The organism is Schlesneria sphaerica (genome assembly GCF_044336245.1).
In the GTDB taxonomy this organism is placed as follows: Bacteria; Planctomycetota; Planctomycetia; order Planctomycetales; family Planctomycetaceae; genus Schlesneria; species Schlesneria sphaerica.
Genome location: NZ_CP172346.1, coordinates 1706602 through 1720427, shown reverse-complemented (window position 1 = coordinate 1720427; position 13826 = coordinate 1706602). Strand labels below are relative to the sequence as shown.

The 13826-nt window shown below is 55.9% G+C and carries 8 protein-coding genes; 3 read left to right on the top strand and 5 right to left on the bottom strand.

What is annotated here, in order from left to right; genetic code table 11:
• Nucleotides 1-476: 476 nt before the first annotated feature.
• The gene (locus ACGY09_RS06405) at nt 477-1607 is read right to left on the bottom strand and encodes a transposase (RefSeq protein ID WP_373651098.1); all 1131 of its coding nucleotides are present in this window, start codon (nt 1605-1607) and stop codon (nt 477-479) included.
• A 1337-nt stretch (nt 1608-2944) separates the two neighbouring features.
• Here ACGY09_RS06405 and ACGY09_RS06400 point away from each other — a divergent pair.
• Together ACGY09_RS06400 and ACGY09_RS06395 are read left to right on the top strand one after the other, a co-directional pair.
• Entirely contained in the window at nt 2945-3232 is a 288-nt protein-coding gene (locus tag ACGY09_RS06400; RefSeq protein WP_373651099.1) for a hypothetical protein, read from the top strand.
• A 611-nt stretch (nt 3233-3843) separates the two neighbouring features.
• Nucleotides 3844-5094 carry an IS4 family transposase gene (locus ACGY09_RS06395; RefSeq protein WP_397569312.1) on the top strand — a complete coding sequence of 417 codons (1251 nt, stop codon included), beginning with the start codon at nt 3844-3846 and terminating at the stop codon, nt 5092-5094.
• A 267-nt stretch (nt 5095-5361) separates the two neighbouring features.
• Here the strand turns inward: ACGY09_RS06395 and ACGY09_RS06390 are convergent, their stop codons facing one another.
• From ACGY09_RS06390 to ACGY09_RS06380, 3 genes are all read right to left on the bottom strand, one after another.
• Nucleotides 5362-6234 carry a PEP-CTERM sorting domain-containing protein gene (locus tag ACGY09_RS06390; protein ID WP_397570919.1) on the bottom strand — a complete coding sequence of 291 codons (873 nt, stop codon included), beginning with the start codon at nt 6232-6234 and terminating at the stop codon, nt 5362-5364.
• Between the two features lie 949 nt (nt 6235-7183).
• Complete coding sequence (locus tag ACGY09_RS06385; RefSeq protein ID WP_397570918.1) at nt 7184-10597, bottom strand: protein kinase; 3414 nt, start codon at nt 10595-10597, stop codon at nt 7184-7186.
• A gap of 43 nt (nt 10598-10640) precedes the next feature.
• On the bottom strand, nt 10641-11267 hold the full coding sequence (locus ACGY09_RS06380; protein WP_397570917.1) for an RNA polymerase sigma factor: 627 nt from the start codon (nt 11265-11267) through the stop codon (nt 10641-10643).
• Between the two features lie 481 nt (nt 11268-11748).
• On the opposite strand from ACGY09_RS06380, the gene ACGY09_RS06375 reads away from it, so the two are divergent.
• The gene (locus tag ACGY09_RS06375) at nt 11749-12246 is read left to right on the top strand and encodes a glutaredoxin family protein (RefSeq protein WP_397570916.1); all 498 of its coding nucleotides are present in this window, start codon (nt 11749-11751) and stop codon (nt 12244-12246) included.
• A gap of 79 nt (nt 12247-12325) precedes the next feature.
• Here the strand turns inward: ACGY09_RS06375 and ACGY09_RS06370 are convergent, their stop codons facing one another.
• Complete coding sequence (locus ACGY09_RS06370; RefSeq protein WP_397570915.1) at nt 12326-13759, bottom strand: amidohydrolase; 1434 nt, start codon at nt 13757-13759, stop codon at nt 12326-12328.
• Nucleotides 13760-13826 lie beyond the last annotated feature (67 nt).

The window sequence follows — 13826 nt, the reverse complement described above, 5'->3', positions numbered from 1 at the left end:
CGAATTGGCATTGAAGTTGACAACCGACAAATCAATTCCTGTCATTGTCGCATGGGGCGTAAGTGACAAGTTGGACCCTCTGATTGAACGATGCAAAGCGAGAATCATCAGGAACCGGACGATCAGGAGGCTGCTGAAAGACGGGACGACGAACAAATATCTTCACCCGTTGCCGTCATTGCAGAAGCAAAAAGTTCTGTGGGTAAAACGAATGGTCGCGAGGGACATAGGAGGGACACTGCATGTTTGCTGTAATCAGGAGACATTATTGAACGGCTGTAGGACTTTCTACTGCGATTTCCGGTCTCCCCGGACGCAATGGATTCCCTTCGAGTCATAACGAGGTTGGTTATTACATTGCGGGGACTGGCTGGTGGGGCTTCTGCGCAGAGACCCCTCCGGCTCATCCACAAGCGACGAGCGCCGCCATCACACCACCTCTTCCTTGAGCGTGTCCTGCGAAAACTGCGTCTACGTCAGGAGAAGACCTCGCGGGTTTCTCTGCGGACGTAGTGTCGATGCTGGCCGATGCGACTGCGCGTCAGCTCGATCGTCTGCGGGCGACCTGCGACGTTGTAGAACAGCTTGCTGAACTTCCGGACCAGTGACAGCCAGGCGTTGGCGTTCAGATCCAGCTTGCTAAAGACCTCTTTCAGCTCAGGCGATGTCCGGGACAGCTTCTCACGCGGAAGCTGCTTCGCCGTCCAGCGGAGCAATCGAAGATAGTTTTCCTGGGTCATCGGCAGAAAGCCTTTATCGCTGCAGCGGGCTCCCGTACGGTTTGCAACCGGCCCCGTCTTCCCATTTCGTTCGTCCAGCGGTAATGGTGCCAGAAATCGATCGGCGGTTGACGCTTGCTTCGTTTTAGGGTCATTCGTCTTCTTGACCGAACGGCGGGATGGTTTGCTCTCTGTCGGTGAACCATCGCTGGGAGTGACGGTGATACGGGGGCTTGAGTGGTTCTGCTGAGCCTGAATCCGCCGCTGGACCGAAGTGTAGTCACTGGTCTCCAGTCGATCCGCCATCGCCGCGCGAATCGGGTTTAAATCGACATAGGCAGCACAAGCGACGAGGGCCGCTTCGTCAAGAAGACGGACCGCCCGAAATCGGCTTTGCCAGAAGCGGCCGATCTCCTTGTCCTCGTGGTTGGCGCGCATCGCCACAGTCTGACACAACAGGCGCATCCACCAGCCGATATCGGACAACCGCAAGCGGATAATTTCCAGCTTACGAGGATCGTTCTGGATGAAATCCAACTCGGCCTGATTCGGCTCCAAGGGGTTTCCGTGATCATCCTTCCGGATGGGACAAAGGAGCAACCACCGTCGAGCGACTTCATCATCATCCCAGGCTGCCACGACGTCCGGCCGAGACCGCAAGATCAGATGAAAATGGTTCGAGAGAATCGCGAAGCCGAGCAGATCGATCCCGAAACAGGCGGCATAGCGTTTCAGTAGATCTTCAATCCACCCCTTCCGGTGGTCATAGTTCTTGCCGGTCAGGGAATCAGTCCCCAGCAGAAAGCACCGCCGAACAACCCGGTTCATCACATGCACAATCGCCACCTCATCCGGCGAAAAGACCTCTGCACGCGCCAACCGAGCCATACTTACCCCCTTCGTTCCAAAGCCAACCACCGCGATTCGACTTCACATCCTCCAAGCGTACCCACCTTGAGAACATGCTGTCAACAGAAGATGCTGTGTCCCCGGGGGTGGCTGTCTTACCGGGTGAAAATGGCCACTGCTGCCTTCAATGCGGCAGTCCTTGCAGCAGCCACTCTCTCACCTGCCATCGTTCCGAAGCCCGATGATCCAGTGCCGACGACCGCTGCCTGACGATTTGTATCTCATTGATCAGTGTTAAAGAAACCGCTTGCGCGAGTGGAAGCATGGTGTTATGAGTGGTGAATGACGGCGTTCACCAGATCTCATTCACAGCCTTTCCGCGTAGCAGTTGCCAGAGCGTCGGCAAAACCTCGTTGCGTCTGCTACGTCGAGGGGCTGGCAGAGAGGTGATGTGAAATACAAACCAATTCACTTTAGCCTCCTGATGGTTCGCGCACTGCTCGACGGCAGCAATATGCAAACGCGGCACGTGGTGAAAGGAGAGGCGCTGGACTGGCTGGATGGCGCCTTGTTCTCTCCTTCATTCGTGGCAGACCCCGAGAACCAGCTTTGCCCATACTGCCAGTCCGGCGACCTGCTCTGGGTGCGGAAAACATGGGGCACTGGCAACCGGCGTTGCCCATTTAACGGCTGGATGGACGGAGCATACCCGGGGACATCGCATATCTTCTTGATACGGAAGAAACTCCACCCGAGCCCGCAGCGTGACAACCAACCTTGGTGTAACTCGACAGGGATTCCATCGCGTTCGGTGTGACCGGCAATCGCAACCGAAGCTCTTCGGCCGTTCAAGAATGTCTGCCGCTTACCGCAAACATGCAGTGTCCCCGTGGTCCTCATTCGTTTTATTTATGCAGTACCCGTCCAGTCGCAAAAACGTCGGTAATGGGACACGCCCATAGGGACACTGCTTTTTCCGGGGTAAGAGCCGAACACCCGATACTATCCGTCTGATATGGTCAGGATTACGACCGTTGGCACGTCAACGGATGCCAGGCGCACTCCAGAAACTGGTGGCTGCCTACGTGTTGTTACGGTTCCAGTTCACGCTCGCCTGCCCCGAGTCATTTGCAGCGCAAGCACTCCAGCGACCGCTAAAAACGATCGCTTCAAATCGAGAACGTCGTGGCGCACTACTCCTGCGTCAGGAGAAAACTTCGCGTGTTTCGCGGCGGACGTAGTGACGGTGCAGGCCGATGCGACTGCGCGTCAGCTCGACCGTCTGCGGTCGACCCGCCACGTTGTAGAACAGTTTGCCGCAACGAAATATGCTGTGTTCCTGTTGGTTTCCTGCTTCTCATTCGGAATTCCAAGCAATGAAGATATTCATCGTCCTTCATCACGAAATCATGGGGGTGCCCGGCAACTACCGTGCTGATGAAATGGTCTTCTATACAGCAAGAAGCTTGACCAAAGCGTTGGAACTTATCAAGAAGACCCACGTCTCACGATGGTCGTGGTGGGAAATTCAAGTTTGCGAACTGGACGACAGCGAATGGCCCGAGCACATTGGTTATTTCGGAAGAAGGGGCGGCAAGATTGCCAAACCGCCCTATGACAAATGTGTTGATATCTTCGAGCAACGTCCGTCCGAATACCGTTGAACTGCAACACATCATGGTGTCAACACAAAATGCTGTGTCCCTATGTCCTTTTCTTGCACCCCGAACGGCCAACCAGCCACCAGATTAGGAAGATGACTCCCTTGCGTAGTATCGTTGATCATCTTTTCGGCAGATTAGATGCAATCGCGATTTACCATCAATGCTCAGGAATGGGCCGTTGTGTTCGTGGTACTCAGTGTCGGCAGATGTGTCTCGATCAGCCAACGTAGCAAAATAGGAGGCAAGTTCGCGATAGTCTTCAGCAGATCCATTGATGCTGATCTGTAGTCCGCCGGAGTACGGACCCTCGCCGATTGGGTTCCAAAGACCATCGGCGTCCTGAAATTCACGATAGACGTCAAATTGGATCATAGTGCACGTCACCTGGAGATACGGTTGGAAGTCCTGTTTAGGAGAAGAAAGGAAAAAGGCGGCGTATCCTGCTGTTTAGGTGAAACTCAGCAACCCCACAGCGGTGTCAACTGGATATGCTGTGTCCCAATACTGTTCGGCACGCCATTTGCGCATGGCCAAGATACTGATTGCAAGATGCCAGAGGGGCATTTTTGCCCGTCATTTGGTCAGTTTATCTGCCATGTCAGCGTGCCCGGATGCCAAAAGAGCAAGCTCCCGACTCGGATGACGAACCAGCGCCGAAGATCTCGGCCAAGAATATTCATGGTCTGAAGTACTTTCGGGTGCTGAGGCCCTTCCTGAAGCGTTTACATGCGGTTGGAACCGCACGGGATACAGCGGGAAATCGACAGCTGCACATGGACCAGTATTGCACGCTGGTGCTGCTCTGGTTCTATTCTCCCATCGTCGACTCGCTGCGTGGCCTGCAGCAGGTGTCGCAGCTGAAGAAGATCCAGCAGAGACTCAAGATCCCTCGAACGTCATTGGGCTCCCTCTCCGAATCGGTGAAGCTCTTTGATCCTGAACCGCTCAAAAAGATTGCTCGCGAGTTGGCTGACCAGTTGCCCGACGCACCAGCCCCGGAGCGCTTCCGAGGGCTGGGTAAGACTCTGGTCGCTGTGGATGGTTCAGTGATTCCCACCTTGGCACGGATCGCCCGACTCGCCTGGATCACCAACTGTTCCGAGAAACCAACGTGCGGCTATCGCCTGCATACACATTTTGAAATCCTGCGTGGTCTTCCGAAGCGGATTGAAGCCACCTCAGCCAACCCGAAGGGAGATGCGGACGAACGAAAAGTTTTGGAGCGGACAATCGAACCAGACCACTGCTATGTTATCGATCGTGGTTACATGACGTTCCGACTCTGGAATAAGATCCATAACGCTGGAAGCAGTTATGTCTGTCGAGTCCGTGACAGGCTGGCGTATGAGACAATTGAAGAACGACCGCTCACGCCCGAAGCGACGGCTGCTGGAGTTCAGGCTGACCAAATCATCGAATTGCGACACAAGAAGACACGAACCAACCATACCTTGAGGCTGATCTCCGTCCGCTGCTCCGCTCACACCAGCCGCGGTCGACGCCGGGGACGCAAGTTCTCCAGTACAGCCCCCAGCAGCGATGGAACCCTGAGAATCGCCACGGATCTGCTGGACGTCCCCGCAGAACTGATCGCAGAGATGTATCAGCTTCGCTGGACGATCGAGCTCTTCTTCCGCATGTTCAAGCACCTGCTGGGCTGCCGCCACCTGCTGAGTACCCGACAGCAAGGTGTCGAGATTCAGATTTACTCCGCGCTCATCGCCTGCCTCTTGATTCTGCTTTACACCGGACGCATGCCGACCAAGCGGACGTTTGAGCTGTTGTGCTTTTACCTGATCGGCTGGGTCGACTTCGATGAGATCCAAGGACACATCGATAAGCTTAAGACCGCGTCTTCCTGACGTGAGTCTTTGATAAGAGATCCGTTCCGCGTGAACTACATTCCGCGATGAGAACGGGTGCGCGCCTATATAAACATCCTAATCGACAACCACTAAATACTAGTCTCACGTCGCGCCGAACTCCTTGCTTCGCGGGATTGACCGGGCGTGAACAGCTACAGAAAGAACGAATCCAGGATACAGACGAGCCACATCAATTCTCGTGCCGAACAGTATTGGCTGTGTCCCCTTTGTGTTGCAACGTAAACAACCCCGAAGATCTCGTGTTCAACATGCTACAACCGACTTGCTTCGCCGCAATCGGCAGAGCGAGAAGCACACTCCGCCGACGCTCAGCAGCCCGATCGACGTCGGCTCAGGCACGGCAGTCGCCAACAGATTTGGCGACGTAAGCCCTGATTCAAACGTCAACGTGTAACCCGCCTCCTCCGGCGTCCGTCCATCAGGCAATGTCACCCGTGCCAGCACGGCCGTGTGCGAGTAATCAGCGATCGACGTACCATTGAGCACACCAACGAGTGTCGTCGCCTCAACCGTATACGATCCGACGCCGAGCAATTCGTTCTGTGGCGAGAGAACAGGATAGAAATACATTTTGAACGTTAGCCAATTTTCCCCCGGATTGTCATCCCATCCATGGCTGGTGCTCTCGGTATAGATCCCGCCACCTTCTACTCGACCTGAGTATCGCCATTCGTTTGCCTGAACCGTCGTGTGGGTGGTCGCCTTCAACACGAAACTCGCATGGGCATTGTCTCCCGTCGCTGAGATATTGCCGGTCACGCGATAGCTAAGATTGACGTACTGCGGCGTATTTCCTCCCGCGATCGTCACAATGTCGCTCCAGGAAGCTCGCGAAAGGATGTTCTGTTCGGGAGCAGTTGAAGACGAAACAGTTGCCGAAGACAAAGCACCCAGCTTCTGCCATCCATGCTCATCGATATATGAATAGGCGAGGCCGGACCCTCCATACTCGGCCTCCGAGACGACTGCGGAATCGCCTTCTTGAGAGCTGTCCCACTGATATGAGACGGTTCGGGCCTTGGCGTGTACAAGCGAGGCGTCGAGACTCTTGGCGGATCCAGACCAGAAACCGACTTCCACCAGCATCATAATGACCAATATCGTTCTTCGAATCATCAGTAATACTCTCGATCGCATTGGAGAGGAAGGAAGAAAAGCAGCGGAAGAGCGATTGCCCCACGGCAGCCACCGAGTCCAGTCGACCATACTGAACATCCTCGCTAACTGCAACTCCGTCTAGCAAACGTCACATTGAGCGCACCACATTGAGCGTACTATGAGGTGGGCTCTGATGACGTGATCCGGGGGGAGGCATGTTAGCTTTCTTTTTTAGGCTTCTTGTTTGCTGTTTGCATGTGGGACGCAAAAAGGGGAACAGCATGTTTGAAGCCAACGACCGACACTAACCGATCGCCCGAATCGAAAGTGCTCATGTGCAACCCCTTCGGCGCAAAACCCTTTGCAGCACGCGTCATTGTAAACCCGCCAGCGCGACCTATTGCAAAGGTGAGTGCCCCGCACAGGTTATCTCGTATGCGACGTCTCCACGGCCGCTTCCCCTGCGCGACACGATGTTAAGATTCATCTCTCGATGTGACCGTGGCGAGCCAACCGTAAATTGAAGGCGCCTTCTGAAAGCTCGGCCGTTCAATCCTTCGAGAGGTTGTATACCCAGAGATCACACTGGTTTGTCCATTGGAGTTGTTTCCGTGATCGCATTTCTAACGCAAGCAGGCCTTGACCGGGTGATGATACATTCGCCTAGTACAAACAGCGGGAGCAACCAGAATGACCGTCGAACTTGGTGGCCATGGCGAGTTCGATATGTACTTCGACGACGTTTCGGTCCATTTCGAATAGCAACAACTCCGAATCGACGCCTTGGAACATGACTAACGCGCCGAATGAGAACGCCAGTACGACTGGTTCTCCCAACTCCGTGACCGTACCTGCGAAATCGCGGGATCTTCCATCTGAATGGGTAACTCAGTACCTGGTTAGACTCCTGCCTGACTCGACATATAGTTCACCGTAGGTTCAACTGGCAGATTCCTTCGCCCGGATATCACCAGTCGAGGCCGAATTCGGCGAGTCGCTGTTTGAGCAAATCGACTCGAAGGATACGGACGGCGGTTTCGTCTTCGATCAGCACGGCGACTGCTCTTCCGTCTGCCGTTGCCGCGAGTGACTTAACCTGGTCGGAAAGGGGGCTCAGCGTGAGCAAGCCTCTGAGCGATCCCCCGTTCTGAAGTTGCCACAGCTTCAGATCGGCATCGCGTGAACCCGACACGATCAAGTTCCCTCCAGCGAAAGTCACGGCTGACACACTGTCCCTGTGTGCGGGAACTCTTTTCTCGAGACGACCGGTTTGGGAATTGATGACCAGCAGATTGCCATCACGGGTTCCCGCGACAATTGTCCGTTCGTCCGGTGACAGCGAGATCGAATCTGCGATCCCGCTCAGGTCAATCTTGTGACGGACGGCGCCGGTAAAGGGATCGAGGATACGGATACTTCCATCGAGCGAGGTGCACGTCAGAATCGTCGAACCGACGGCGAACGATTCGATGCTGCTGACTCGCAGCTTCTCTTGAGAGACGCTGTTGATCCAAAGCGTTCTGATTTCTGAAGTGGCCCTGTCCAAAACTTTGATCGAATCCGCATCTCGATCCGCGTGTGAAGGATTGCTCGTCACACTTTCCGATACGAAATAGAGTCTCTTGCCGTCCGGTGAGAATCGGATGATCTCTGCCTCGATAATCTCGGGCGATTCAATCACCCTGTGTTTGGCGGACTCGTCGAGGGGAAAGAACCGCAGACTGGTCGTTTCCTGGTGATTGAAGCAGATGGAATGCTCACCCGGCACGCACTGAATTTCGGTCGCCTGTCCTGTCTCGATCGTGGTGAGCAGAGAAATTTCGGCATGTTCCAGACAGCCAGTGAGGACTTGATTGAGTTCGTCAAAATCACCTGAGTCTTTCCGAAAGAAGCGGCTGGATCGCGTCGCGGCGATGGTCTCGCCACTTTGACTGATCGCAACCCGATGCAATTTGTGGGGTTGCTGCAGGCGCGCTGTCCAGACGTCATGCGTCGACAGTTCGTAGATTTTCAGTCGCGAATCTCCGCACAGAGCCAGGAGATTTCTTGACGGATGAAACCGGCCGACGATACGGCCGCGACCACCGGTCGAAATCAACGCCACCCGTTCACCGGCGATCAGGTCCCACAATTTCGTTGCATCGGCGTTGGAGGTGACCAGCCATTGGCCGTCGGACGACATTCCGATGCCGTGCATCAGGCTGGCGTCTCGGAACTTCGCCCGGCGATCGATGATTCGCCTCAGCGATGAATGCCGGTGCGAATCCGCGATTTCGTACGTTTCGATCGAGTCTCGCACCCAGCCCCCGCCGTCGGGATAGGCGACCGCCACCTCGTAGTTTTGCACGATCCAGTCCAGTTGATCTCTATCTGGTTCAAAGGTCTGAAAATCCGACTCGCGCAGCCATAAGGGTGACATACCGGCGACTGCGATCATGGGGGTTTGAGCATAAAAACGGTCACTCACAACGACCAGATCCGTAAACTCGGACTCTTTCTCGATGCTGGCAAGCAGCTGACCGTCGAGTGACCATTTCTTGACGCTTTTGTCTTTCGAGCAGGTAATCAGTGCATGGCCATCGGACGAAAAACGGATACGGTGCAGATAGTTCGAATGGGCTTTCCATCGTCGGACAGGCTGCCGTGTTGCCATGTCGAAAACACAGATCTCTCCGCTTCGACTTCCGACAAACAGTTCCGTTCCCGCAGGGCTGAACAACAATGAGCGAACCCCATCAGGCCGCAGACGCATCCATTGCTCATCGGCCGGAAATTCCAGGGTATGAGTCAGCTCCCAGGTGCTTGTGTCGACCAGTGCGATTCTGACATTGCCGTTGAGATCCGTGTTATCGCCTGCGGCCAGTAGTGACCCGTCGGGAGTGAACTCGATCGTGTAGGAATCATATCCATGCAGAAGTTCTCGTTTTTTTCTGGCATCAAACGCGGCGAGCGCCCGGGTCGCTTCGCTGCGCAAGCGGTAGATCGCTGCCTGATCATCGGGGGGAGCGATTCGGGCCGCCAGTTTCAGTTGATCCAGATTGGTCCAGCTCCATTCCCGCGGGGTCTGGAGACTGCGATCGCTGATTTCGGCGAGGGCCAGATAGAACTCTTTTGTTCGGGTCTGTTTCAAGGCGGCATCGAGTTCCTTCTCACTTCTTTGCTTTTCCAGTGCAGCATCGTGGATGCGAGTGATTTCCCAGGCACCCACCCCCACTGCCAGCAGGAAACTCAGTGCGATTGCGGCGATCAGTCCGGCTCGGTCGGGATTGCGTTTCGACCAGCGCCAAGCCTGACCGAAAGGCCCCAGGGGTCTTGCGCTAATGGGCCGTCCCGCGAGGAAGTTTTCCAGATCCGCTGCCAGGGCAGCGGCGCTGGGGTATCGGTTGCGAGGGTCTTTTGCCAGACACTTGAGGCAGATGGTGTCGAGATCGCGCGGGATCTCGGGGACCAGCAACCGGGGGGGGACCGGATCGTTGTTACGGACCTGCTCCAGGGTCGCCAGGTGTGTCGCCCCTAGAAAGGGGGGGCGGCCTGTGATCAGATCGTAAAGTGTCGCACCGATGCCATACACGTCGGTCCAGACGCCGATTTCACAAGACGCTCCGACGGCCTGTTCGGGGGCCATGTAGCTGGGCGAGCCGATTGCTTCGGTTGTCAGTGAGGCCTGCGTATCGCCCGCAAGGTGTTTTGCCAGGCCGAAATCACTGATCTTGATCAGCCCCTTCTTACTCATCAGGATGTTTGCGGGCTTGAGGTCGCGATGGAGAATCCCGTGATCGTGGACACTCGACATCGTTCGGGCAACGGTCAGTGCGATCTCAGCAGCGGACTTGGGATCGATCGAAGATTTGGTATCCCGCTGAGCAAGGTTCTTTCCGTCGATATATTCCAGCACCAGGCAGGGCATTCCATCCAGATCGATGACGTCGATGACTCGAATGACGTTTTCGAGGTTCAATCTTGCAAGTGCGTCCGCCTCATTGCGCAGACGGGCAATCAGCACCTGGGGACGTTGGCTCAAATTGTTGATCAGCTTGAGAGCCACGTCCCGTTCTAAATTGAGCTGGGTCGCTTTGTAGACGATCCCCATTCCTCCACGTCCGATTTCATCCAGCACTCGGAAACCGGGGACTGAGGGCAAGTCAGGGGGGAGAATTCGGGCGAACTCGTCTTCACTCATGGAACGGGTTTCGGCCAATCGAGCACCCAGCATCCTGTCCATGAACCCCAGCATCTCGATGCGTCGTGTCAATTCGTCGACGAGGTCAGTGCGCGGTCCGCACAACTGCTCAGGGGACTTTGGAGTTTGAGAATGGCATGCGTCTTCCCAATCCAGCAGCAGATCGGCCAACAGCTCTTCGTCGGACAGTGGTTGATCCATGTTCACGAAGAGTGTTCCCGATGAGGTACGAAGCGGCACGGGATCAGGCGTACTGACTGGAATCCCACGAACGATCAATCAGTTTTTTCAGGTTCAGCCTGGCGGATTGCCAGTAACGACGAAGCTGGCGTTCGCTGACGTTCAGCACTTTTGCTGCCTCGGCCTGCGTCAGATCGTGGTACCACAGCAGATCAAACACACGCCGCTCGAATTCAGGAAGAAGTTCGATTGAAGAATGGAATTCCGACCAGACAGACAGTGAATACGGGCCGGACTGTTTGTCGTAAGAAACCATCGGGAGTTGGGCGCCTTCCGACATCAGTGAGCCGGGTATCGGCGTTTCATGATGGGCTCCCATCCCTTCCGGACCAAGGTAGTGCCGGGCCATATCGGTCAGCTCGCGCCGCATCAGGGCCGCTGCGAAGCTGAGAAAATCCTCAACAGTTTGCGGCACAATGCTGGCGAGTGCGGAATGCAGACGCATCACGGCGCCTTGCATCAGGTCTTCCGGCTGTTCCCAACGTCCCACACGGGGACTGTCCCGCATCATTCGTCGCGCCAAGGCCAGCAAACGGTGCGATATGCGCGACATCAACTCATCGCGCGCATCCAGTTCTCCCCGCTTCAGGCGGTCCAGGCAATTCTCGATGACGACGGTCGTATCACTCACACGATTCCTCGCGAGTCGCTTCTGAAGTGCCAATGAAATGTCGGGAAGTGTGATCTCAGAATCACCAGGAGACCTGTGAGAAAATACTGCTGGAAAGCAGGGATGTATTCAAGTGTGTCGACTGTTTCACGGAATGAAGATTACTCAATTAACATGTTGTGTCTGATGCGACGATTCTGCCGGTTCGAGCAGTTTTTTGTCCAGATTTCACGGAGAAGCTTTTCGTCCGTTTCACTTCAGGGGATAGGACTGGCACCGCGCTGAGGCTTGAATCAGGCACTAATCGACGCGGGTAAGTAACTCTCGTGAAGTGAAGTCTTGCAGGTGCACATGCGCAGTCCCTTGTTCGAGCCCCATGTGCGGGCCCTTCCCTGCGGCGCAATGACAGGGGGCTGGTCTGTGACGGGGGGCCACTGTCGGGTAAGCTCACGTCGCATCGTTTGTCGGGCTTGTATCGGGATCTTCGGTTGAGGTTTTTGACGTGGAACGTAATTCCAGACTGGTCCCTCTCGGGCGGCTACTGGTGGGAGCCGGGGTGAGCTTGATCCTGCTTCGGGGGATTGAACTGTTCGCACGGATGCCGGGGCTCCCTGCGTTCTGGTATAGCAATCAGGCAATATGGATCCTGGTCGCAATTGGACTGGCCGCTTTGGGCTGGAATATCTTGTGGGGACGTCGAATGTTCGTCGAAGAGACTTGGCAGCCTGCAATTCCCGGACGTCGCTTCCAGTCGGCGACCATCTACACCAGCGCGGGCTGTCATCTTTGTGAGGATGCGGCGGCACTCATTGCCGAGCATCATCGCTGGCTGCCAATCCCGGATTACGTCGACATCAAAAGTGATCCGACTCTTTCCGAAAAATACGGGACCTGCGTCCCTGTCGTCATCTTCGACGGCAAGGTGCGGTTTCGGGGTCGTGTCGACCCCGTGTTGCTGCGACGACTGATCGAAGGAACTCCGCCGCTGCCCGTCCACTGATACGACTGTCAGACAGAGTGTTGCGAATGCCCGCCAACCGGCGAGCCACAAATGACAGCACGTTTGCGAATCTGGTACTTCAGGGAGTACCCGGCGTGTTACGGTAATCGAGCGGTGGAGCCTGTCCGGGGAGAATCAGCGGCTGGTACTTTCGGCCTGCCAGTCGTTCTGCGTGTTCCGCTTTCGCCTGCTGAATGATTTCAGGTTGTGACATCAGGTCCCAGACGCTGGCGGCCATGGTTCGGGCAGCCAGTTGCATCCCCTGTTTTCCGATCGAAGTCCCTCCTGCCGCAACCGCCTGCCACGAATGCGAGGGAGTTCCCGGGACAAAGCAGGCGGTCGTGAATCCTGCCGTGGGCACAACCCACGAGACATCGCCCACGTCGGTTGATCCCTTGCCGACTTCGCCGCTGGTGTCGGCAACTTGATTGATCGATTCCAGTGGCTGCGGTTTCATCAGGGTTTCACGAATTTTCAGTGCGAAGGTCGCCTGTTCTTCATCATATTTGAGGTCATTCAGCTCCCGCAGATTCGCCAGGGCGATTTGAGCGAGCCGGTCGTTCGGCAGCAGTTCCATTGTGCCGCCGAGGTACTGTTCGTCGAGTTTCGTTTCGGTCGCGAGTGCTCCCGCCTGAGCACACTTCACGAGTCGCGGGTAAAGTTCACGCACCACTTCAGCCTTGGGATGGCGGATGTAGAAGAAGACCTCTGCAAAGTCGGGGACGACGTTGGGGGCCGAACCGCCGCTGGTGATGACATGATGAATGCGTGTAAAATCCGGTGTGTGCTCACGAAGCAATTCCGAGGCATGACAGGCGAGTTCGACAGCATCCAGTGAGGAACGTCCCTGCTCGGGAGCACCTGCCGCATGGGCGCTACGGCCGTCAAAGCGAAACTTGACCGCAGCACGCGCGAGGCAGGATGAGTCGCCTGCTGTGTTGCGACCCGCAGGGTGCCAGTGAAACGCTGCATCACAGTCTTGAAATAGCCCCGCGCGTACCATGAAGGCCTTACCACTTCCCCCCTCCTCGGCCGGACATCCATAAAAACGAACGGTGCCGCGCAGATTGCCTACCTTGATTTGCTCAGCGACCGCGATGGCCGCGGATGCGGAGGCGGCGCCAAACAGGTGATGGCCGCAGGCCTGTCCATAACTGGCCTGAGGACGGGGAAGCTGCTCTGGAATTGCTTGCTGAGACAAGCCGGGGAGTGCGTCGTACTCGCCGAGAATCGCGATGACCGGCGACCCCTCACCGTAAGTTGCTGTGAAAGCGGTGGGGATATCAGCGACTTTGCGTTCGACACGGAAGCCGGCATTCTCAAGTAAATCCGCCAGCAAACGAGCTGATTCAAATTCCTGATAGCCCGGTTCCGCAAGCTCCCAGATCCTGAGAGCGATATTCCATGTCGCTGCTTCCCGCTCGCGAATGCTGTGAGACAGAGCCTCTTTTTGTGCAAACGCAGGTGAGACCGCTAGTGTCAGCATCAGCAGTCCCGCGGCAATTCGGATCATCGGTCGTCCTCGGCTTGGATAGGGAACATCCTCACGAACAGGGGCTCTGTCGTTCGGAGTGGCGACT

Coding starts and splice junctions, on each gene's coding strand:
- ACGY09_RS06385 (WP_397570918.1), bottom strand. CDS start 10,597: ATGGATCAACCACTGTCCGACGAAGAGCTGTTGGCCGATCTGCTGCTG.
- ACGY09_RS06370 (WP_397570915.1), bottom strand. CDS start 13,759: ATGATCCGAATTGCCGCGGGACTGCTGATGCTGACACTAGCGGTCTCA.
- ACGY09_RS06400 (WP_373651099.1), top strand. CDS start 2,945: ATGAAGATATTCATCGTCCTTCATCACGAAATCATGGGGGTGCCCGGC.
- ACGY09_RS06405 (WP_373651098.1), bottom strand. CDS start 1,607: ATGGCTCGGTTGGCGCGTGCAGAGGTCTTTTCGCCGGATGAGGTGGCG.
- ACGY09_RS06390 (WP_397570919.1), bottom strand. CDS start 6,234: ATGATTCGAAGAACGATATTGGTCATTATGATGCTGGTGGAAGTCGGT.
- ACGY09_RS06395 (WP_397569312.1), top strand. CDS start 3,844: ATGCCAAAAGAGCAAGCTCCCGACTCGGATGACGAACCAGCGCCGAAG.